The organism is Parachryseolinea silvisoli (genome assembly GCF_021190955.1).
Lineage (GTDB): Bacteria > Bacteroidota > Bacteroidia > Cytophagales > Cyclobacteriaceae > Ohtaekwangia > Ohtaekwangia silvisoli.
The window spans coordinates 305,750-328,189 of record NZ_JAIOAO010000006.1; the positions used below are offsets into that span (position 1 = coordinate 305,750).

The 22,440-nt window shown below is 52.1% G+C and carries 20 protein-coding genes; 13 read left to right on the forward strand and 7 right to left on the reverse strand.

Annotated features, from left to right (window positions below; all coding sequences use genetic code 11):
* Positions 1 to 48: 48 nt before the first annotated feature.
* Positions 49 to 501, forward strand: a complete 453-nt coding sequence (locus K7P01_RS28820) for a hypothetical protein (RefSeq protein ID WP_267298053.1) — start codon at positions 49 to 51, stop codon at positions 499 to 501.
* 99 nt (positions 502 to 600) lie between these two features.
* The gene (locus K7P01_RS28825) at positions 601 to 1,521 is read left to right on the forward strand and encodes an aldo/keto reductase (protein ID WP_267298054.1); all 921 of its coding nucleotides are present in this window, start codon (positions 601 to 603) and stop codon (positions 1,519 to 1,521) included.
* Here the strand turns inward: K7P01_RS28825 and K7P01_RS28830 are convergent.
* From K7P01_RS28830 to K7P01_RS28845, 4 genes are all read right to left on the reverse strand, one after another.
* Positions 1,516 to 2,436 carry an NAD(P)/FAD-dependent oxidoreductase gene (locus tag K7P01_RS28830; RefSeq protein ID WP_267298055.1) on the reverse strand — a complete coding sequence of 307 codons (921 nt, stop codon included), beginning with the start codon at positions 2,434 to 2,436 and terminating at the stop codon, positions 1,516 to 1,518. The genes K7P01_RS28825 and K7P01_RS28830 overlap by 6 nt on opposite strands.
* A gap of 125 nt (positions 2,437 to 2,561) precedes the next feature.
* The gene (gene yiaA, locus K7P01_RS28835; RefSeq protein WP_267298056.1) at positions 2,562 to 2,963 is read right to left on the reverse strand and encodes an inner membrane protein YiaA; all 402 of its coding nucleotides are present in this window, start codon (positions 2,961 to 2,963) and stop codon (positions 2,562 to 2,564) included.
* A 146-nt stretch (positions 2,964 to 3,109) separates the two neighbouring features.
* Positions 3,110 to 4,321, reverse strand: coding sequence for a glycine C-acetyltransferase (kbl, locus tag K7P01_RS28840; protein WP_267298057.1), 1,212 nt, complete (start codon positions 4,319 to 4,321; stop codon positions 3,110 to 3,112).
* Between the two features lie 5 nt (positions 4,322 to 4,326).
* Positions 4,327 to 5,130 carry a hypothetical protein gene (locus K7P01_RS28845; RefSeq protein WP_267298133.1) on the reverse strand — a complete coding sequence of 268 codons (804 nt, stop codon included), beginning with the start codon at positions 5,128 to 5,130 and terminating at the stop codon, positions 4,327 to 4,329.
* 134 nt (positions 5,131 to 5,264) lie between these two features.
* On the opposite strand from K7P01_RS28845, the gene K7P01_RS28850 reads away from it, so the two are divergent.
* On the forward strand, positions 5,265 to 6,230 hold the full coding sequence (locus tag K7P01_RS28850) for an NAD-dependent epimerase/dehydratase family protein (RefSeq protein WP_267298058.1): 966 nt from the start codon (positions 5,265 to 5,267) through the stop codon (positions 6,228 to 6,230).
* 51 nt (positions 6,231 to 6,281) lie between these two features.
* On the opposite strand, the gene K7P01_RS28855 is transcribed toward K7P01_RS28850, so the two are convergent.
* A complete protein-coding gene (locus K7P01_RS28855; protein WP_267298059.1) occupies positions 6,282 to 8,537 on the reverse strand; it encodes a hypothetical protein in 2,256 nt (751 codons plus the stop codon).
* A 64-nt stretch (positions 8,538 to 8,601) separates the two neighbouring features.
* Here K7P01_RS28855 and K7P01_RS28860 point away from each other — a divergent pair, with 64 nt between their 5' ends.
* The 9 genes from K7P01_RS28860 (at position 8,602) to K7P01_RS28900 (ending at position 18,878) form a co-directional block, all read left to right on the forward strand.
* Positions 8,602 to 9,378: an enoyl-CoA hydratase-related protein gene (locus K7P01_RS28860; protein ID WP_267298060.1), complete on the forward strand. Its 777-nt coding sequence runs from the start codon at positions 8,602 to 8,604 to the stop codon at positions 9,376 to 9,378.
* A gap of 48 nt (positions 9,379 to 9,426) precedes the next feature.
* Positions 9,427 to 10,887, forward strand: coding sequence for a lipopolysaccharide biosynthesis protein (locus K7P01_RS28865; RefSeq protein ID WP_267298061.1), 1,461 nt, complete (start codon positions 9,427 to 9,429; stop codon positions 10,885 to 10,887).
* Positions 10,888 to 10,961: 74 nt separating this feature from the next.
* The gene (locus K7P01_RS28870; RefSeq protein ID WP_267298062.1) at positions 10,962 to 11,966 is read left to right on the forward strand and encodes a sugar nucleotidyltransferase; all 1,005 of its coding nucleotides are present in this window, start codon (positions 10,962 to 10,964) and stop codon (positions 11,964 to 11,966) included.
* Positions 11,963 to 13,735, forward strand: a complete 1,773-nt coding sequence (locus K7P01_RS28875) for a tetratricopeptide repeat protein (RefSeq protein WP_267298063.1) — start codon at positions 11,963 to 11,965, stop codon at positions 13,733 to 13,735. The genes K7P01_RS28870 and K7P01_RS28875 overlap by 4 nt, the downstream gene beginning before the upstream one ends.
* Entirely contained in the window at positions 13,728 to 14,483 is a 756-nt protein-coding gene (locus K7P01_RS28880) for a DUF4292 domain-containing protein (RefSeq protein ID WP_267298064.1), read from the forward strand. Before K7P01_RS28875 ends, K7P01_RS28880 begins: the two co-directional genes overlap by 8 nt.
* Positions 14,470 to 15,657: a murein hydrolase activator EnvC family protein gene (locus K7P01_RS28885; RefSeq protein WP_267298065.1), complete on the forward strand. Its 1,188-nt coding sequence runs from the start codon at positions 14,470 to 14,472 to the stop codon at positions 15,655 to 15,657. The genes K7P01_RS28880 and K7P01_RS28885 overlap by 14 nt, the downstream gene beginning before the upstream one ends.
* Before the next feature lie 116 nt (positions 15,658 to 15,773).
* Positions 15,774 to 15,977 (forward strand): Sec-independent protein translocase subunit TatA/TatB, encoded by a 204-nt coding sequence (locus tag K7P01_RS28890; protein ID WP_254090990.1) that lies wholly within the window; start codon positions 15,774 to 15,776, stop codon positions 15,975 to 15,977.
* 2 nt (positions 15,978 to 15,979) lie between these two features.
* On the forward strand, positions 15,980 to 17,410 hold the full coding sequence (gene gatA / locus K7P01_RS28895) for an Asp-tRNA(Asn)/Glu-tRNA(Gln) amidotransferase subunit GatA (protein WP_267298066.1): 1,431 nt from the start codon (positions 15,980 to 15,982) through the stop codon (positions 17,408 to 17,410).
* A 1-nt stretch (position 17,411) separates the two neighbouring features.
* Positions 17,412 to 18,878: a lytic transglycosylase domain-containing protein gene (locus K7P01_RS28900; protein WP_267298067.1), complete on the forward strand. Its 1,467-nt coding sequence runs from the start codon at positions 17,412 to 17,414 to the stop codon at positions 18,876 to 18,878.
* A 55-nt stretch (positions 18,879 to 18,933) separates the two neighbouring features.
* On the opposite strand, the gene K7P01_RS28905 is transcribed toward K7P01_RS28900, so the two are convergent.
* Positions 18,934 to 20,091, reverse strand: coding sequence for a GWxTD domain-containing protein (locus K7P01_RS28905; RefSeq protein ID WP_267298068.1), 1,158 nt, complete (start codon positions 20,089 to 20,091; stop codon positions 18,934 to 18,936).
* 139 nt (positions 20,092 to 20,230) lie between these two features.
* Here K7P01_RS28905 and K7P01_RS28910 point away from each other — a divergent pair, with 139 nt between their 5' ends.
* Positions 20,231 to 21,004, forward strand: a complete 774-nt coding sequence (locus K7P01_RS28910) for a class I SAM-dependent methyltransferase (RefSeq protein ID WP_267298069.1) — start codon at positions 20,231 to 20,233, stop codon at positions 21,002 to 21,004.
* 105 nt (positions 21,005 to 21,109) lie between these two features.
* Here the strand turns inward: K7P01_RS28910 and K7P01_RS28915 are convergent, their stop codons facing one another.
* Positions 21,110 to 22,387 carry an NIPSNAP family protein gene (locus K7P01_RS28915; RefSeq protein WP_267298070.1) on the reverse strand — a complete coding sequence of 426 codons (1,278 nt, stop codon included), beginning with the start codon at positions 22,385 to 22,387 and terminating at the stop codon, positions 21,110 to 21,112.
* Between the last annotated feature and the right edge of the window lie 53 nt (positions 22,388 to 22,440).

Genomic DNA, 22,440 nt, shown 5'->3' on the forward strand with positions numbered 1-22,440 from the left:
CATATCGTAAATTAGGTTTACACATAACCCCTGACTTGATTTAAGAAAATGGTAGAAGCTAACCCCGTTAAATTTTATTTCGCCAAATACTTTTTCCTGGCCTTCGCACTTATCCAGTGGATCGTAGGAGGTATCGTTATCATTGGCCGCGACTTTAATGCCAAAAGCTTTTTCATTGCCTTGATCTTTTTCACGCTGGGACTTATTTCCCTCTTTATTTTCTCCATCGTCAGCGACAAGATTCGGCGAGTAGCGGTCGGCAAAAACAAGATCGTGGTCCTGGAAGGTCACCGCAACATCCGGCTGGAGTGGCCTGAGGTCAAGTCCCTGCGCATTGTACCCTACCTGAATATTTACAAGCTCAAGATCCGGGGCAAAAAAAGCTGCATCTATTTTTTCCCTTCCGATAACATCGATCCGGCGTTTGGCTTCATTGCCAAGGACACCTCTAAAATGGGCGAGATCGTCGCCAAGCGCAAGAAGGAATTCGGTATCAAGTAATCTTACCGCCGCGGCCCCAGACCAGATCATCCGCCTGGTCATAATGGATGGGGTTGTTAGCGCATAATCGTACCTTGTTGGCACACAAGATCAACGAGCATGACAGAACGAATCACACGCCGCGAAGCCCTGTTGGGGCTGGCCAGTGCCAGTCTGTTGCTGTCGTCGTACACGCAGAAAGGCATGGAAAAAGGCATGAACACCCGCCCGATACCGTCGTCGGGGGAGCAACTTCCCCTCGTAGGCCTAGGCACCTGGATACAGTTTGACGTAGGCAACGACAATGCCGGGCGCCAGCCCCTCACCGAGGTATTAAACCTGATGGCCCAACAAGGTGGTAAGCTGATCGATACCTCCCCCATGTATGGCCGCGCCGAAGAAGTGATCGGCGATCTTACGGCTGCCAGCCCTATTCGCGAGAAGCTCTTTTATGCTACAAAGGTTTGGACCACGGGGGAAGCTGCCGGCATTCACCAAATGGACGACTCCTTGCGAAAGATGCAGCGCAAAACGATGGACCTGGTCCAGGTACACAACCTCACCGACTGGAAGACGCACCTCCGCACGCTGCAGCGCCGGAAAGCCGAAGGCAAAGTTCGCTATACCGGCATCACACATTATACTACCTCCGCTCACGCACAACTGGAGCAGATTCTCAAGACGGAAGCCGTCGACTTCGTACAGTTCAACTATTCCCTCCGCGTACGCAATGCTGAGCGCAGCCTGCTGCAGGCCGCGCAAGAAAAAGGTGTTGCTGTTATTATCAATGAACCCTTTGAAAAGGGCTCGCTGTTTTCACTAACGAAAGGCAAAGCCCTACCTGCCTGGGCAGCCGACTACGACATTCAAAGCTGGGCACAGTTCTTCCTGAAATATATACTCTCTCATCCGGCAGTAACATGTGCTATACCGGGTACATCCAGTCCCAAACATGTCGTAGACAACATGCTCGCGGGGCACGGCACCCTGCCGGATGAAAAAGGTCGTGAGAAAATGGTCGCCCTGATCGAATCTTTATAACGTCTTCAGGTCTTCGTCGATCAATACCCGGTTTATAAAGGCCGCTGCCTTGGTGCCCATGGCGACAACGTTGCTGACACTACGCATCGGCGAACTGTTATCACCTGCCGCAAACAGGCCTTCGATGTTGGTCTTCCCAAACTCGTCGATGCGAATAAAATTCATCTCGGTAAAATCAAGGCCCAGCTGTTGTACAATCGCAGGCTGCTCAAAGGGTGCCCGGGTAAAGATGGCATCCAACGCTATACGCGATCCATCGTCTAACACCACCTCGCGGATATAACCATCCTTGCCTTCCAACGCCGTAACTTCTTGTTCTACGACCGGTATACCCCACTTCTTGATCTCGGCTTGCTGCGCGGCGGAAAGGGTTGAAGCGCCGTTGGTAAACAAGGTCAACGTTTTGCTCCAGTGCCCGATCAGCTTGGCCAGATCGTAGGCGGTGTCGCCGTTAGCCAATACTCCCAGTCGGTGCCCTGCAACCTCGTAGCCGTGGCAATACGGGCAATGCAGCACTGAAATACCCCAGGACTCTTGTAGCCCGGGAATAGCCGGCAGCCTGTCGCGGATGCCCGTAGCCAGCAGCACCTTCCGGCCTTCAAACGTCTGGCCGCTGGTTGTTTCCACCTGGAATAGCGTGCCGACGGTTGTTACCTGGGTGGCTTCATCTTCCTGGAAGGTGACGGTGGGATAACGCAGCACCTGGCTTTTGGCCAGCGTAGCGATTTCTTTGGGTGTGCTGCCGTCTTGTGTCAAAAAGTTGTGGGAGTGCGGTGTCTGTGCGTTACAGGGCTTGCCGCCGTCAATAATGAGTACGCGGCGCAACGAGCGCCCAAGGGCCATGCCGGCTGACAACCCAGCGTAGCTGCCGCCAACGATAATGACGTCAAAAGTAGAGGTAGAGGTGGATACCATAGATTTTTTAAGATTAACTACATGCAACAACATTGCACATAATAATAAGTTCAGGGAAGCCTGAAAAAATAAAAAAGGCTGTCCCTGGGAAAACAGCCTTTTGATGATAGGAGAAGCGGGTGTGGTTATCGACCCTCGCTCTCAGCCTTTTTTAAGTCGCGGGTATTTTTCTGTACGGCGATGGCGGCAAACAAGCTCAGGAGGAACGACATGGAGTAAAAGCCTTTTTCACTTAGGGTTAGTGTGGCATTCCACAGCCCTACCGTTAGCAGCACAATGGCCAGCAGCGTGGAGAACCAGCACAGGCCGTAATAGATCTGCGTAACAGCGATTCCTTCCAACTGGTCGCGTACACTTTTTTGTAACGAGATGGCGGCAAACAAGCCGAACATCAACACAGTAAAATAATAACCTTTTTCATTCAACAGCATGTCGGCATTCCAGAGTCCGATAATGAACGAGATCATACCGGCCAGAAGGGCAATCCAGGAAGCAGCGACAAATGCATTTGATGGTTTCTGATTCATATTTTATGTTTTAGGTTAGACCGTTTCATATGAAACCGGCACTTCGCCGTGTAAACGGTGTACTGAAACAAAGGTTAGGTTTCGTTTTTGGACAAAAAAAAAGCCATCCCGAAAGATGGCCCTATAGTATAATAATTTACGTCGTTTTATTTTGCGACAGCCTCTTTTAATACCCCTAGCTCTTTTCCAACTTCGGTAAAAGCGCGAATGGCCTTATCCAGGTGATGCCGATCGTGACCTGCCGAAATTTGCACACGAATCCGTGCCTGTCCTTTTGCCACGACCGGGAAGAAGAAACCAATCACATAAATACCTTTCTCCAGCAGACGGTCAGCAAATTGCTGCGCCAACGGCGCGTCGTATAGCATGATCGGTACAATAGGGTGCTCGCCCGGTTTAATATCGAAGCCGGCCTTCGTCATCTCTGCGCGGAAGTAGTGTGTGTTCTCTTCCAGTTTGTCGCGCAGATCAGTGGTCTCTGACAACATATTAAACACTTCGATTGAGGCGCCGACGATCGACGGCGCCAGGGTATTCGAAAACAAATACGGACGTGAGCGCTGGCGCAACATTTCAATGATCTCTTTGCGACCCGATGTAAAACCGCCCGATGCACCGCCCAACGCCTTGCCTAGGGTACCGGTGATAATGTCTACACGACCTGTTACTCCCCTGTATTCCGGCACACCGCGACCGGTCTTGCCAATGAACCCCGTGGAGTGACACTCGTCGGTCATCACCAATGCTTCATACTTATCCGCGAGGTCACAGATCTTGTCCATTTGAGCAATGGTGCCGTCCATGGAGAATGCACCGTCGGTCACAACGATGATCTGTTTGGCCCCGGCAGTGCGGGCATCCTGCAGTTGCTTTTCCAGGTCAGCCATATCGTTGTGTTTATACCGGTAACGCATGGCTTTGCACAAACGCACGCCGTCAATGATCGACGCATGGTTCAGCTCGTCTGAGATGATGGCATCTTCTGCGCCCAGCAGCGGTTCGAATACACCGCCGTTGGCGTCAAAGGCTGCCGCGTATAAGATCGTGTCTTCCGTGCCCAGGAATTCCGAAATCTTTTTCTCCAGTGTCTTATGAATATCTTGTGTGCCACAAATGAACCGTACCGAAGACATCCCAAAGCCGTGTGTATCGATCGCGCGCTTGGCGGCTTCGGTCACACGCGGGTGTGACGACAAGCCCAGGTAATTATTTGCGCAGAAGTTGATCACCTCTTTGCCTTCGCTGGTCTTTATGTCAGCTCCTTGCGGCGTCGTGATGATCCGCTCTTTTTTAAAAAGACCGGCCGTGCGGATGGTTTCGAGTTCCTGTTGTAAAAACGGTTGTAGCTTCTTATACATAGGGTTTAATCTGTTTTCGGTTTTGGGGGTTTGATCACCGGCCGGGCCATACCGGGTTTAGCAGGTTTAGCAGCCGGTGGTGTTTCAGGCGCTGGCGGTGCTGCCTCTGGCGTCGGCTGTGCGTCCGATGACGTGACTGCTTCTTGTGAAGATATACCAGCCGTTGCGGTTGTTGACTCCGTGGCAGGTGCCGGTATAGCGGGCTTTATAATAGGACGCGGAACCACAGGCTTCACGGCAGGCTTTGCTGATGGTGCCGGTGTCTCTGTGGTTTGCGCTGGTATAATATCGTTGGTCGTGTTTTTCCCGGCCGCGGTTGTCTCTGCTTGCGTAGGCTGTTCTACGGGCGGCTTCGGTTTCATGACCGGTCGCGGAATAACTGGCTTTGCAGCCGCCGGTTTTGCCTGTGGTGTAATGGCAGCAGTATCTGTGCTGGTACTGGCATCGGCCGGCGGTGTAGCCACTGATGGCGCTTGCGTGACGGATTGTTCGCCTGTCTCCGCGGGCTTCGGCTTGATCATCGGCTTCGCGATAGCAGGCCTGGCAACGGCGGGCTTTGGTGCAATCGTTTCAGTCGCTGTCGTAGTAACCGGTTGCGATAAAGTTGTAGCGGTTTTCTCTGATATAACCTCTATCTGTAAAGTATACTTTCTTCGAACCGGATTGATCAGATACAGCTTTTGTGCTGTAAAACTACTGGGGTGCATCTCCGCAAATTCGGCGTCCCACGTAGCCCACAGGGCAGGCTCTGCCCGCCGGAAAGCCTCCGCATCAATTTTTTTCGATGTCAGGTAATCCCTGAAGTTCATGGCCGCTAAGTTAATGCAAAACCATTCCTAACGTAGAGTAGGCGAATGGTAAATTTTGGTAATTTCGCCCCGCCTTCCTACAAGTACGGGGAACGAGACCAAACCCTTAAAAGGCAAACCAGAAATTTATACACATGAAGAAACAGAAAATTCTTGTTATCGGTGCAGGCGGACAACTGGGCTCTGAACTGACGCAAGGCCTTTGGAAGCTTCACGGAAAAGAGAACGTGATCGCGACCGACATCAAAGATCCGGAAGGCGTGCTCGCCACCGGCAACTTCGAGATCCTGGATGTCATGAAAGAAAACGAGTTTCTCGATTTCGTGAAAAAGAATGGCTTTACGCAGCTATATCACCTGGCCGCGGTGCTGTCGGCCACGGGTGAAAAAAATCCCAAGTTTGCGTGGCAGTTGAACATGGACGGCCTCATTCGCGTGTTGGATGCCGCTGTAAACTATAAAATAGAGAAGGTATACTGGCCCAGCTCTATCGCGGCCTTCGGCCCCACAACGCCTAAAATAAAAACACCGCAGGATACCATCATGGACCCCACCACAATCTATGGCATCAGCAAACAAGCCGGCGAGCTGTGGTGCAACTGGTATCATAAAAATCGCGGCCTCGACGTACGCAGCCTGCGTTACCCGGGTCTCATTGGCTACAAGACCAAACCCGGCGGCGGCACAACGGACTATGCCGTCGACATTTTCTTCAAGGCCCTGACTGAAAAAAAATTCGAATGCTTCCTCAGCGCCGACACCTATCTGCCCATGATGTATATGGACGATGCTGTCAAAGCAACACTTGACCTCATGGAAGCGCCCGCCGAAAAAATAAACGAGCGCGGCAGCTACAACATCTCTGCCATGAGCTTCTGCCCTGCCGAAATCGCTGCCGAGATCAAAAAGCACATACCCGAGTTTGAAATCACCTACAAGCCCGACTTCCGTCAGGCCATTGCCGACTCGTGGCCACGCTCTATCAACGACTCCACTGCACGCATTGACTGGGGCTGGGAACCTCAGTTCGACCTGGCGGGCATGACCGACGATATTCTCAAAAACCTGCCGGTGCTCATGCACGAACAGGCGATGATCTAAAAAAATAGAGCGAGAGCGAACATACTCGCTCTCGCTCTCACACTGTCTATTCTATTGTATCACCAGACGGAAAAGCGCCTGACCGGAAGCCGACGCCAGCCGTACAGCGTATATACCGGTGATTAAGTTTGCTGGCAGCGGTATAGCGGTTACAGATTCATCCACTGCTATTTCTAACAACACACGACCCGCGCCATCGATGAATGTCAGCATGGCCGGTGTTGTAACACGGTCTTGTAGCGACAGCGTTACCACCTGTTGGCATTGCGCGGGGTTGGGCGACAAGGATACCGTTGACGACGCGCCCGTCGTCTGGTACGTGCGGATCACATTGGAATATACCACCGTACCATCGAGGTCTACCTGCTTGAGGCGATAATAATTCCAACCGGCACGCGGTGCATCGTCAACAAATTCATAGGCGGCGCCTTTCTGCTCGTTACCTTCTCCGGCTACAACCGCGATGGCTGTAAAGGTCAGCGCTTCGCCTGCACGCTCAACCTCAAAGTGACGGAAGTTCTGCTCGAGTGTCGTTGCCCACTGCAGGGCTACGTGTTCCGGTGTGGTCGCACCAAAACGGAAGTATGCCAATATTACCGGCAGCGGACTGTTCGGCAAGGCCTTCACCCAATCGTAAAAAGGTTTGTTGGAAGACTCCATGTAAGCCTGATCACCCGTGTTGGGAGTGGTTGTTACGCCTCCCCCTGTATTGGTAATTGTTCCGTCCACGTAAAGGCCGTAGTTGGCAGGAGGATTCGGATTGTTGTTAATGATTTTATCACCACCCCCGGAGAAGGTTATATCGTCATCGATATATACCTGACCTCCCTGATTGACTGTAAGCCGGGTATCACCACCGCCTTCGCCCGTCATACTTCCAAAGACGGCGAGCCGTCCGTTTCTATCAATCAACGCATCGCCACCACCGGTCGAGATCAGGTTTCCACCGATCTTCATGTCGGCGTAGGCAGGTGGGTTGACATTTGTGCCCACCGTCAGGCCCTGATTGGCATTCACGGTAAAGTTACCGTCTACGTAGGCCGTGCCACCCGGATTGACCTGGAATTTCGCAGCCGACGCCATGGATACATTGCCGTCGACGTGGAGGTTGCCGTTATTTGTGAATATAGAGTTGCCCGTGCTTGTCGTGGTGATATTCCCGGTTACATGCATGGTGCCGTTGTTGTTGATTTTTCCGGAGTTCGCCACGTTGCCGTTCACCGTGAACGATCCGTTGTTGTTGAGTATAGCACTTGAATTGTCTGCCACCGACAAGCTGCCGGCGGTACTGGTCGTCCCTGCGGTTGTATTAATGCTTGCGCCAGCACCGATAAATACCTGATTGGTGACCGACATGGTGCCGGCAGTGAGATTCAGATTTTTGTTAGAGCCGGAGCTGATGAGGGATATCGCCTTCGCGCTGAGAGCGCCCGTCGAGTTGAAGTTAAGCGTAGCGTTGCTGTTTTGCAGGATGATCGCATTTGTAACCGACAGGTTGCCGCCGGCTACCGTCACTGTCGCGGCATTGATCGTAAGATCCTGCAGATTGACATTACCGCTGTTAACGGTCAGTTTGCCACCGCTGTTGACGGTCAGTGCCGCCGCGTAGTTAAGCGTACCTCCAGAATACACGAGCTCGGAATTGGATCCAAGCGTGAGATTGCCAGGCGACGTTGTGGTCGCAGGTAAAGTCGTCAGGGTAAGTTTGGAATTTGTCAGGCTGATATTTCCTCCCACATAGCTGGAGGTTAACGTCGTTCCGGTAGCGGCTAGGGTGACGTCGCCGGGAATAGACAATGTACCCGGGTAGGTAAAGGTGTTACCGCTTGGTACTGTCAGGCTACCCGCTAGTTCCAGTGTACCGCTGGTGGTGACATATCGCGCAGCATTACTCATGACGATGTTGCCAGCCTTCACAACCCCATTGTTGGTAACATTAAGTTTCGGCTGGTTGTCGAGTGTGATGGTGCCGGCAACGTCCAGGGTACCACCGTTGACGTTGAATATCTCGTTGCTTCCCTGCACCGTCAGCGTACCCGTGATTTTTAAGATGCCCCCGCTATTGATCGTGATGGTTTGATTCGCCCACTGGTACGTTTGGTTGCCCGTGATCGTAACAGGATGATTGATGATGACATTGTCGGAGCTGGTCGGGACATGACCGCAACTCCACGTAGACGCACTATTATAGTTCGCCGGTGCGCCGACTGTACCCGCCACGGTCTGGCAGTCGACGGCCATGGACGTGGTCATCCCCCCACAAACAAACAGGAGTACTGAAAAAAAGGCGTGAAAATTCTTCCGCATAAAATATTTTGTCCCTTTATAAAAGCTCGATAAGTTGCAATGCATTAAACACCCCAACACTCTTATGCCCGTGCTTAAAACACATCACAGTTCTGGAACACTGGTCGTAACGATCTCACGACCAGATGCAATGAACGCACTAAATGTTGCAACAATGGATGGGCTACGTGAAGTTATACAAGAAACTTACCAGAATGACACTTATCGTGGAATTATTCTGACGGGCGATGGTGAAAAGGCCTTTGTTGCAGGGGCCGATATCAAAGAATTTACGTCGCTGACAAAAGAACAAGCGTTTGAATTGGCGCAGAAAGGCCAAAATTTATTTAAACTGATAGAAGATTGCCCTAAACCAATCATTGCCGCCGTAAACGGTTTCGCCCTGGGTGGAGGCTGTGAGCTGGCCATGGCGTGCCACATGCGTATTGCGACAGAAAATGCCAAATTTGGACAGCCTGAAGTCAATTTGGGATTGATCCCGGGGTATGGCGGCACGCAGCGCCTGGCCCAACTCGTTGGCCGCGGCAAGGCACTCGAGCTCATCCTGACCGGCGACATGATCACCGCGCAGGAAGCAAAAGCTATCGGATTGGTAAACCACGTGGTGGGCACCCGGGCAGAGCTCGACGAGCTGGCGCAAAAGATCATGGACAAAATCCTGACAAAAGGCCCCCTTGCCGTTGCCCTCGGCATCAAGGCCGTGAACGCCGGCTATGGATTTGAAAAAAATGGCTATCAGACCGAGGCTGAGAACTTCGCCGCCGCTACCGTAACCAATGATTTCAAAGAAGGCACAACCGCTTTCATTGAAAAACGTAAACCCGCATTTACAGGGAAGTAGTACCACGCCGCACACGACGACACGGTATTGTAATCAGCAAATCGACTCATGGGTAAACTCAAGCGCCTGGCAGGCGAGACAGTACTGTACGGATTAGGCAGCATCCTCCCCCGCTTTCTCAATTTCCTTCTGTTAGTTCCGCATACCAGAGTTTTGTCGACCGAGGCCTATGGCACGATCACGAACTTGTTTACCTACACAGCGGTTCTGAACGTCATCTTTACATTTGGTATGGAGACGGCCTACTTCCGGTTTGCCAACAAACCCGGTGCAGACGAAAAACGGGTGTTTAACCTTACACAAACCGTGGTGTTGTGCGTCAGCCTGCTATCCTGCCTCGTGCTGGTGCTCCTGGCCGGCCCGGCAGCCGACGTTCTGGAGGTTCCGCGAGAGCCGAACCTCATTACCTGGCTTGCCGCCATCCTGTTTATCGACGCCGCCGTGGCCATTCCGTTTGCGCGTCTGCGGGCACAGAAGAAAGCATTGCGTTTTACGATCGGAAAGATCGTAAACATCGGCATTATCATCGGGTTAAACCTTTACTTTCTGTATGTGGTATTTCCCACGGCAGCACCCGACCCTTCGGCCGGAGCGGGGTTTGTTATCCTGGCAAACCTGATCGCCAACGCATTCTATCTCGTCTTCTTCGCCGGTATGCTGTTACAGTGGCGTCCTACCTTTGACCGGACGGTGTCGCCCGCCATGCTGACGTATGCATACCCGGTCATGCTGATGGGCCTGGCGGGGATGACCAATGAAATGTTTTCGCGGATGACGCTGAAGTGGTGGCTGCCGGAGGGCTTCTATCCCGGGCGGTCGTCTCAATCTGCCCTGGGGATCTTCGGCGCGGTCTACAAATTTGCCGTGCTCATGAACCTGGCGATACAGTCGTTTCGCTATGCAGCCGAACCCTTCTTTTTTTCGAACGCCGCCGATAAAAACTCGCCTGAGTTATTTGCGAAGGTAAACCACTATTTCATTATTGTCTGCTGTCTGTTGCTGTTGGTGGTGAGCACAAACCTCGACATCCTCAAGATGTTGTTCCTGAAGAACGAGGCGTATTGGGAGGGGCTTTCCGTCGTGCCGGTACTACTCCTGGGCTACCTGTTTCTGGGCGTTTACTATAATTTATCCGTCTGGTTCAAGCTCAGCGACCGCACCTATATCGGTACGTTGCTGACGGTGGGCGGTGCCGTGGTTACCATTGCTGCTAACTATATTCTCATACCTCACTATGGGTATATGGGTAGCGCATGGGCTACCTTGCTGTGCTATGGCAGCATGGTGGCGGCCTGTTACCTGCTCGGGCAGAAGTACTATCCCATCCCCTACCGGGTGGCGGCAGGCATGGGGTATATACTCGGCACTATCGCACTCACTTGGGCCATAAATCAGCTGACATTTGAAAACTTGTGGATCGGCACGGGAGTGCGGGCAATTATAATCATAGTTTACATCGGCACGATTTTTTTCCTGGAAAGGAAATCATTAACACGAGCCGTCCGATGAATTTTAATTATTTTGCCAGTAGTTTATGCAGCGGCACAGTTGGCTGCATAACATTTTAACCAATCACCTCTCTTATGAACATGATAATCCCCATGGCGGGCCTGGGAAAACGTTTACGCCCGCACACGCTTTCCGTTCCAAAACCGCTATTACCTATCGCCGGAAAGCCCATTGTACATCGTCTGGTGGAAGACATCGCCAAGGTCACTCCTGAAAAAATTGACAAGATTGGGTTCATCATCCACCCCAGTTTCGGCAAAGAAGTGGAAGAGAGCCTCATTGCCATTGCACGCGAGGTGGGTGCAGAAGGTAAAATTTACTATCAGGAAACTGCCATGGGTATATCCCACGCGCTGCTTTTCGCGAAAGAGCTGTTTACCGGCAAGGTCATCGTCGCCTTTGCCGACACCCTTTTCAAAGCAGAGTTCAAGCTCGATACCAACAAAGACGGTATCATTTGGGTACAACGCGTAGCAGACCCGTCACAATTTGGCGTAGTCCGCCTGAACGACACCGGCGAGATTGTAGAGATGGTAGAAAAGCCCTCACAGCCGGTATCCGACCTGGCCATCATTGGCATCTACTTCTTTAAGGACGGTGCAGCCCTCGCCCGCGAGATGCAGTACCTGATCGACAACGATATCAAAGACAAGGGTGAGTACCAGTTCACCTCTGCCCTGCAACGGCTCAGCAATGCCGGCGCCAAGCTTATGACCGGGCAAGTTACCGAGTGGCTTGACTGCGGCAACAAGGCCGTGACGGTGCAAACCAACCAGCGTTACCTGGAATTCATTAAAGACCAGAAGCTTGTCTCCGACAAGGCCAAAGTCATCAACTCCGTCATTATTCCCCCCTGCTACGTCGGACCGGGTGTGGTCATTGAAAATTCTGTCATTGGCCCCTATGTCTCGGTAGGCGAAAATACCCGCATTACCGACAGCCGTATCCAAAATTCTATCCTCCAGAAAGAGGGCCGCATATCAAAGGCACTACTGGAAAACAGCATGTTTGGGAATTTCGCTATTTTTGAAGGTTCATCGCTCGATTTGAGCGTTGGTGACTTCAATACCATAGCGTGACGGCACAAAAACTGCATATTACCTGCGCCATGATCCTCTCCATGGCACTCTTCGCCTCAGGCGACATCATGGCGCAGCGTAAAAAAAAGAACGGCGGGGAGGAACAGGCATCCGGCATCAAGCTCCGCGAGGCAGAGTTTTACTTCACCGAAGGTGAAAAGTTCTTCATCCTGGAGGATTATGCCAAGGCCCTCCTCTATTACCAGCGCACGCTCGAAATCACCCCCGACAATGCCACCGTGCACTATAAAGTGGCTGAGGTGCTCGCCCAAAGCAACCGGCAGGAAGACCTCCTTCGGGCCTCTCTCAGCATTGAAAGCGCGCTGAAGCTCGAAAAGAAAAATAAATATTTTTACCTGCTCGCGGCCAATATCTATAGCAGCCTGACCCGCTTTGACAAAGCCGCCGAAGCCTACGAAAACCTGATCAAAGAAGTACCCGATACCGAAGAGTACTTTTATGACCTCGCCGCCGTTTATCAGTACGCCAACCGCTTTGAGGACGCCATCAAGACTTACAATCGCGCCGAGGCCGTATTGGGCGTAACCGAAATATCGTCGGTACAGAAACAACGTCTGTACCTGCAACAAGGCAAGATCAAAGAAGCCCTGGCGGAAGGTGAAAAACTAATCACCGCCTTTCCTGGAGAAGAGCGCTATAGCATGGGCTTTGCCGAGCTGTTGGCCCAGAAGAATCTGCGCGATGAGGCCATTCAGCACCTCGAAAAATTCATCGCCCAGAACCCCGACGCCGGCAATGCCAAAATGCTCCTGGCCGGCTTCTACCGCGACGCACAGCAGGAGGCCAAAGCCCGCCCGTTGTTGCTCAGCCTGTTTGACGACCCGAGCGTAGAGATTGGCAGCAAGCTGATCGTCATGGGCACCTATAACGCCGAAATCAACCAACGCAAGTCCCGTACAGGTGAGACCGATGCCGACCTTGTGTCGTATGCCTTCTCGCTCTTTGAGAAGCTCGAAAAAAATTACCCCACCGAGTCGGGTGTACACATTGTCGGGGGCGACCTGAACCTGGCGGTCGGCAAAGCCCGCGATGCCCAGAAAGAATACCTCAAAGCCATCGAGCTGGGTGACGTGAACTTCGAAGTGTGGGAGAACCTGCTGTACCTCGAAACACAGCTCGACCAGTGGGACGCCGTTATCCGTCACGCCGACCAGGCGTTGGAAATATTCCCGAACCAGGCGATGATCCATTACTTCAGTGGCAACGCCCACATTCGCAAGCGTCACTATCCGGAAGCCATCGCTGCCCTACAACAGTCCAAGCGGCTGTCTGCTTCTAACCCCGCCGTACTGTCAGACATCAACGGCCTGCTCGGTGATGCCTACCACGCCGCCCGGGAATATGACAAGTCTGACAAGGCCTACGAAGAAGCCCTGCTGCTGACCCCCGAGAACAGTACGGTGCTGAACAACTATAGCTACTACCTTTCCTTGCGGAAAGTCAACCTGGAGAAGGCCGAAAAAATGGCGTCTCTCCTCATAAAGAATAATCCGGAAAATGCCACCTTTCTGGATACGTACGCCTGGGTGTTGTATGTTCGTGGCAAATTTAAAGATGCCCGCAAAGCCATCGAGCGCGCCATTGAAACCGGCAAAGCGACGGCAACACACTTCGAGCACTACGGCGACATCCTGTTCCAGCTGGGGGATGTGAATGGCGCTGTGCAGCAGTGGGAGAAGGCCCGGGGCATGAATGCGGACAGCGAAATATTAAATAAGAAAATAGCGAATAGAAAAATCTATGAATAGATACCTTAGGTTTTGGCTTTTCGGCTTGGCGCTTGTGGCCATGGCCTGTAGCAAAAAAGCCGTCAGCACGATACCCGCCGGCCCCGCCAAACCCAATCTGAACATTGAAGAGATCGAGTTTGAATACATGCAAGGCAAAGCACGCATGGTGCTGCGCGATGCCAACAAAGAACGGGAGGTGAAGACCAACATCCGCATTCGCAAAGACAGCGTCATCTGGATGACCTTCTCCGTCATTGGTGTGCAGGGCGGCAAGGCTTTGATCAACAAAGACTCGATCACCATCGTCTCCAACCTCGACAAAGAATACTATGTGTTTGAATATCCCGAACTTTCCAAACGGTATAATTTCGAGATCAACTACAACGTTATACAGGAAGCGATGCTGGGCAACCTCATTCTGCCACGCAACGACGCCGATGATATTTCCCAGGAGTCGTCGTTCTTTTTGCTTAAGCAACAAACCGGCGACATCACGGTGAGCAACTATGTAAACGCGGCCAGCATGAAGATCGAAAAGGTAGAAATGAAGGAAGCCACCAATAACAATTCACTCACCCTGAACTATTCCAACTTCCAGCCGGTGGGCAATAAGCTCTTTCCTTACAACGGCACCATAAACCTCTTCTACAAAACGCTGAGCGGCGTCCTGAACACCACCATCATCTTCGAGTATAACAAAGCCGAAGTCGGTGGCAAAGAATTAAAATTCCCGTTTAACATACCCAAGAAGTATGCCCGCAGGTAAGGCGCTATTACTTGTTGTTCTACTGTCGGCCGGTTGTCTCCCCCTGTATGCGCAAAAAAACAAAACGCAGCTTCAGAAGGAGAAACAGCAAAACCTGGAAAAAATAAAAGAAACCGAAAAGATCCTTACGGAGACATCGACGAAGAAGAAAAACTCCATTGGTGAGTTGAATGCTGTAAACCAGCGCATCACCGAGCAGGAGGGGCTTGTCAATTCCATCAAAGGAGAAGTTCGCCTGCTCGACGGCGAGATAGGCGAAAACAATGATATCATCCGGGCGCTGGAAGACGACCTGACCAAGCTCAAAAAAGAATATTCCAAAATGCTGTACGCCGCCCAGAAGGCACAGAACAGCACAACCCGCCTTACCTTCCTTTTCTCGTCGGAGTCTTTTGACCAGCTCATCATGCGCATGCGGTACATGGATCAATATTCCGAAACGCGCAAGCTGCAAGCCCAGGAGATCGCCAAAGTGCAGGAAGCCCTCGGCGGCCAGGTGCGCGAGATCGAAGGCCGCCGTACAGAAAAAAATAAGCTCCTGCTGGAGGAAGAGCGCGAGAACGAAAATCTGGCCGACCTGCGCAAAAAGCAGAACACCATCGTCAAGTCGCTCGAAAAAGAAGAAAAGAAACTGCGCAAAGACATTGCCGCCACCAAAAAGGCCGTTGCTGAGCTGGAAAAGCTCATCGAAAACATTATTGCCGAAGAATTGGCCCGTGAATCACGCTCGACCAAAAAGCATAGCGAGGCGGCCGTGGCCCTCTCCTCGTCCTTTGAAAACAACAAAAACAAATTCCCCTGGCCCTGCTCGGGCTTTGTGTCGCAAAAGTTCGGGCGGCAAAACCACGCCGTCATCAAGGGCATCATTGTTCAGAACAATGGCGTGAACATTCAGACCAAGGAAGACGAGAAGGTAAAAAGCATTTTTGAGGGCGAAGTGACCCGTGTAGCTTTTATCCAGACCATGGGCAGCTCGGTCATTATTAAACACGGTGAGTACTTTACGGTATATGCCGGCCTGAAAGAGGTTTTTGTGCGTACTGGCCAAAAGATCACCACCAACCAGGAAATCGGGCGGGTGTTTTCCAACACCGACGGGACGTCGGAGTTGCGGTTCCAGATCTTTAAAGGCACGACCCCCCTCGACCCCCAGGGATGGTTACGGAACATGTAAGAAAAAGCGTTTTTTAATACTTGCCGCCGGCCTCCACGGGCCGCCTCCCACATCCATATTCGTTTGACGGTAATCTTTTTTGGTCTACTTTTGTCATGTATTTAAAATATTAAGCCATGAAAGCTATCATATTGTTTCTCAGTGGGGTTGGTTTCCAGGAAATTCTGCTCATCGGCCTTTTTGTACTGGTGTTCTTTGGCGCCAAAAAAATTCCTGAATTCATGAAGGGTCTTGGAAAGGGCGTGAAAGAATTTAAGAGTGCCGTAAACGATGTTAAGAAAGACGTCGAGGAAGCAGGCAAAATCGAAGAAGGTAAATAGTCTTGAAAACGTACGCTACATTTCGCGAGATACAGCACGATCTGCAGCGCGGCGCCATCACCAGCATCGAGCTGGTTCGTCATCATCTGGATAACATCCGGAAGAAAGCGCACCTCAATGCATTTTTGAGCGTGTACGAAGAAGAAGCGCTTCTTCAGGCCGCGGCAGTCGACAAGAAAATCAAAGAAGGCAACGCTGGTAAACTAGCGGGCCTCGTGGTGGGCCTGAAAGATGTCCTTGCCTATAAAGACCATCCACTGCAGGGCGCCAGCCGGGTGTTGGATGGTTTTATTTCTCAATTTAACGGTACCGCCGTACAACGCCTGCTGGACGAAGACGCCATCATCATCGGTCGTCAAAACTGCGACGAATTTGCGATGGGCTCTTCCAACGAGAACTCTGCCTTTGGCCCCGTGTTGAACGATGCCGACAATACCCGTGTACCGGGTGGATCGTCGGGTGGTTCAGCGGTTGCCGTTCAGGCCGATATGTGCCAGGTATCCATTGGTTCTGATACCGGCGGCTCCGTACGTCAGCCTGCAGCCTTTTGTGGCCTGGTAGGCCTCAAGCCCACCTACTCCCGCATTTCCCGCTACGGTTTGGCCGCGTACGCCTCGTCCTTCGACTGTATTGGCATCTTTGGCAAATCAGTAGAAGACGTAGCCCTGGTACTGGAAGTCATTGCCGGCGCCGACGATGTCGACAGCACGGTGTCCCAACTACCCGTACCGTCTTATTCCGCCGAGCTTACGGCATCTAATGGCAAGCCTTACAAGGTAGCCTACGTGCGCGAGATCGACGGCGGCGAAGGGCTGCAACCCGAGATCCGCGATGCCATTGTCGCGAAGCTCGACCAGCTTCGTGCCGCAGGACACTCGGTAGAAGTGATCGATTTCCCGCTGCAAGAATACGTACTGCCTACTTATTACATCCTGGCTACCGCCGAAGCAAGCTCTAACCTGTCGCGCTATGACGGCGTGCGGTATGGCTATCGCAGCGCCGGCGCCACCGACCTGAGCTCACTTTATAAGAAGAGCCGGTCAGAAGGATTTGGTAAAGAAGTACAGCGACGCATTCTGCTCGGCACCTTTGTACTGAGCGCGAGCTATTACGATGCATACTATACCAAGGCGCAGAAAGTACGCCGCATCATTCGCGAAAAAACAAAAGAGCTGCTGCGTCAGTATGACTTCATCGTCATGCCTATTACGCCAACGACAGCCTTCAAATTAGGCGAGCACACCGATAATCCGTTAGAGATGTACTTGGCGGATCTTTTTTCCGTTCAAGCTAATGTGGCCGGTGTACCCGCCATTGCCGTGCCATGTGGCAACGACAACCAGGGCCTGCCCATGGGCTTGCAAGTCATTGCCGACGACTTCGAAGAATCGAAGCTTTTACATTTTTCAAACGCATTACTGAAAATGAATTGAGATGAGGAAACCCATTCTCTTGACAGCCATCATACTTTTTTCAACCGCAGCAGTGGCCCAGGTAGCACCGAAGGTCCGTGTTGATTCGGTTGTGGTGGATTCTCTGGAGGTAGCCGTAGCAGAAGAGGAAATGCTGTATAAAGAAGATACAGCAGACTACGAATACTTCGCCCTGCCCACGGAGATCGAATACGTACCCGGCGACGACGACCCGCGACTGGTAGCCGACCGCCTGGCCTGTATTGATACCAAGATGAACCTGGTCTATAACGACCGCATCCACGCCTTCATTAACTACTTCACGGTAAGAGACCGTGAGTATACCAAGATGGTGATGCGTCGGCGCAACCTCTACTTCCCCATCTTTGAAAAATATCTGAAGCAATACGGCCTGCCCGAAGAGCTCAAGTATCTGTCGATTATAGAGTCTGGTCTTAACCCCCGCGCGATATCCCGTGCACGGGCTGTGGGGCTCTGGCAGTTCATGTCGGGTACGGGCAAATACTACGGCCTGCACAACGACTGGTTCATCGACGAGCGTATGGATCCAGAGAAGTCAACCGACGCTGCCTGCCGCTACCTGCGCGATCTGTACAATATGTTCCATGACTGGGAGATGGCCCTGGCCGCTTACAACACGGGCCCCGGCAACGTAAAGCGTGCCATTCGCCGCTCGGGCTACAAACGTACCTTCTGGGAGATCTATCCCAACCTGCCGCGCGAGACCCGTTCATACGTGCCGCAGTTCGTGGCCATTACCTATACCATGAACTACCTGGATGAGCACAACTTCTTCGACGAAGGTGAAGAAATGCTCGTAGTATCGGACACTATCCGCACCAAGAAATTTCTGCACTTCGATACGTTCGCAGGCTTGACAAACACCTGTGTCGATGATCTGCAACGGCTTAATCCGTCTATCCAGCACAACGCGATGCCGGAGACAGGCAAGCCCTACGTCGTATACATACCGCGCGAGGCCAAGGTTGTACTCGACAGCAATCGCCTGGCCATTCTCGACTCTGCCTCGAAGACCGGCCGTAAAGAACTGGAAGTGCTGGCGCGCAACACCGAAGGCAGCACCTATGGTCGCGACCGCATTGTATACAAAGTGCGCAGTGGCGATGTACTGGGCTCGATTGCCATCCGCCACGGTGTACGTGTCACCGACCTCAAGAAGTGGAACAAACTGCGTGGCAACAACATCCATGTAGGCCAACGCCTCAACATCTGGCAGCGTGGCAGCAGAGGCGCAAAAAGCACCGCCAGCACCACCATGATGGCGTCTGCAAAATCGACATCACCCGCACCCATCCCCGACTCGAAAATATATGTCGTACAGCCGGGCGATACCCTGTGGCACATCTCGCAGAAGTTTGAAGGCCTTTCGGTTGATAAGATCAAGTCCCTCAACAACCTCAGCAACACAAAACTGCAGCCCGGTCAGAAACTCATCATCGGGATGTAATTCATACCAACCAACATAAAACAAAACAGCCTCGCACATGCGGGGCTGTTTTGTTTTACATCCGGGCGTTGCGCCAGAGGTCGATCACTTCGTACCAGGTGTTCCGGTATTTCTTCTCCCGTATCAACACATAATTCTCGGGGTCAAACAAAGTCGGCGACTTCGAAAAGCTGAAGGAGGTTTTGAACATGCTGTTGCTGTAATACCACACCTCGCGGTCGGAAAACTTAAAGACCTCGTCAGGTTGACCAAAGACGATATAGATCATACCCCGGTCGGTCTTCCATCCTTCTTTATAGGACGAGAAATATTGATTGGCCAGCTCTACCTTTCGGAAATAGCTCCGCATAAAGCCCTTGGCGCGCTCGGCGTCGCCGGTAATGCCCAGGATCACTTTGTCAAAAGCTTTCTTGTCGCCCTTGGCTTGTTTAATGCGATCAAACTCAGCCTGTGTGCACACGTAGATAAGCGGGTCTGCCAGGTTCTGGATTTTCGCATAGCGCGGATAGTCTTCGGCAACGCGGAAGGTATAGCCTTCGGCCGAGCTCGTGTCTTGCTGTACGAGGTACAGGCCCCGTTGCGTGAAGGTGATGGTCTGGCCGGCGGGGACAGAGAATATCGAATCTATTTGCAATCGTGACTTGACACGGCCCAGCGTTTCTGAAAAGGCCGGTGCAGAGGCAGGAAAGTCGTCGCGATAGAACGATAGCGTCTGCGTCGCGCCCGTGAAAGTATAGGGACGTGCAACGTAAGCATAAGATTGCAGCACGGGGGTATTACCGGCATACAACAAGCCATTCACCGGATATTTCGGGTCCAGCACCCGGAAAAAATACCAGGCACGCTTCAGCGCCTTATGGACCACTTTGGCTACCAGCACTTGCGGAACAGCCAGGGACGGCGGTGCTACCACACCGGTGAGTGCATGGCCTTTACTGTCGCTGCCGGCACTGTCATATTGGAATACTTTACCTTCCTTCTCGCTCAGGGAGGTACGCGTCTCCCATTGAATGGAATAGTCCGCGGCCGTAGCCGACGTGTCGCGTATCTGCAGCGTATAGTACACCTGCCACCCCGACGGTTGGCGTACAGGTTTCATATCAAATGTAAAAAGCTCGAGGGGGCTATAATGGTAGCTGAAGTTGATGTCGCGCAGGGCTTGCCCATGCGCCACCGGACCTACCAGTAAAAAGAGCAGTAAAAATCGTTTCATTGAGCCTAAAATAAGCATTTTAAAGTACCAGGTTGGGACTGCAATCGACGTTTTCCAAACTTTTCAGCCAAGCGGTAAACCCTGGACCCGATTCCTCCTTACCTTTGCGCCCCGGCCAGCAGGCCGTAAACGGCAGGACATGAAGATCTACACCACGGAAATTACCAGCGAAGAAATCGCATCCGATAACCCAATCCATCAACGTTTATTTAAGGCCTATGTTGTGGCCAAGGACTATATCCGCGGCCAGGTGCTCGAAGTAGGCTGCGGCGAAGGCCGTGGCATCGACACCCTGCTGCCCCTGGCCGAAAGTTTCACGGCCGTAGACAAGATCGAACCCGTCATTGCCGGATTGCAACAACGCTTTCCAACCGGCAAGTTCATGGCTATGAACATTCCCCCGCTCTCCGGCCTGGCCGACAACACCTACGACAGCATCGTCAGCTTCCAGGTAATCGAGCACATCCAGGAAGACGCCCTGTTTCTAAAAGAAATACACCGCGTGCTAAAGCCCGGCGGCATCGCCCTGCTGACAACCCCCAACCGCAGCATGTCCCTGTCACGCAACCCGTGGCACATCCGCGAATACCTGCCCCAAGAATTGGCCAACCTGGCCAAAAAATTCTTCCCGCAGGTAGAAATGAAAGGCATCACGGGGAACAAGAAGGTCATGGAGTATCACGAAGAAAACCGCCGCTCGGTTAACCGCATCATGCGCTTCGATATCTTCAACTTGCAGTACCGTCTGCCAGCCTTCATGCTCCGACTGCCCTACGAAATCCTGAATCGCCGGAACCGAAACAAACTTCAGTCTGCTGATAATACACTGGTCGCGAATATCCATCACGATGACTATATCGTCGTGGATGACGCTACGAATGCGTTGGATTTGTTGCTGATTGTACGAAAGTAAGTAGCTGTCGCAAAAGGCTAAGGCATTAACGGCTGGCGCAAGTATGCTGTCTCCAGACTGCAGTATGCCCCGCAAGGGGCGTAGCTTTAGCAAAACCACGGCACATTATCGATTTAACACGCGGTTCAATACCACCGTTTCTTTTTTCATGCTATACTCTTTCACCTCCGCCAACGGAACCGTGCGCACATAATCCTCCTCGTTCACAAACAACGAGATGACCACCACCAAATCCTTCTCCTGAATCACCGGCAACCGCGGAAACTCATTCACCGCCATCTCCGTCACCCACAGCGACACCGGCATACCCTGCCCTTTCATCTTAGGTTCATACGCTTGCGTCAGCATGTGCAACAGCGCATCCCGCTGCCCCGCCTTAGCGTAATAATAATCAATTACAACAAGGCCATACCGACCATCCCCCAGCACATTGTCTATTCGCCCCTCCGGCCAGGGCCGCAACAAATGCACCTGATCAGAATCAATTATCATACTATTCGCCTCGCGACCGTAGCCTTTCCACACAGCGCCACCATAAAAGCTCTGCAGATAGGAAAGCCGCGATGCCATGTCACCAAATCCACGCATCCAGAAAAACCGATCGGCCTCACCCCGCACTGTAAATATACCAGGCAACATCGCCCCCTGCGCTTGCTGCGTGCCTACGAAGTGGTCGCTAAAGTATTGCACAAACCGCTCGGTCATGCCGGGCTGCATGAGATAATTGCGCAGCTCCAGCACACGTATCGGATCTTTAAACGTTACGTGATGAGGCGATCGCGTAAAATACATATACCAATTCCACTCCCACGTCTTACCCGCATCATCCGAGAAAGCTTGACTCCAAACAGGTTTGGCTGGATCAGTCTTATCCCACTGAAACATCACCACAATCTCTTTCCCCGCATACGTATCCCGACTATAAAACCGACCGATGTTGCCATCAAACGAACCTATTACAGGCTTGTCAAGCGTACCACGGTTCGTATCCGACCAATAGATACTCCACAACTTTGTAGCAGGATCAAAAATCCGCAGCGCCATTCCCTCGAACGGCTGCCCATCAAACGTCGTAATAAAGTCGTCAATATTTCCTCTGCCATGCAACACCTTACGCAGATTGCCTGTGGCCTCGAACGTATCCCATTCGTTGGAGTGGTTCAACCGTGTTTTGAGTTTTCGGTTTTGAATGACCCATCGTCCAATCAAAAAATCAAAGTCGTGGGGTGAGGAAGTAGCGGCGGGTGTAACCACCAGCGAGCCGTGCGGCGTGAGCGTAAAAGTTGTCATAGGATGCTTCGTGAGCGTTTGTGCTTGTACATCGATGGCCAGAAATACGGTTATATATACCAGTGAATGTACTACGAAACCAGGAATATACATAGCCAAAGCGCTTTTAGGTGAACACCCAAAGATGGCGCATGCTTCTCTAACCG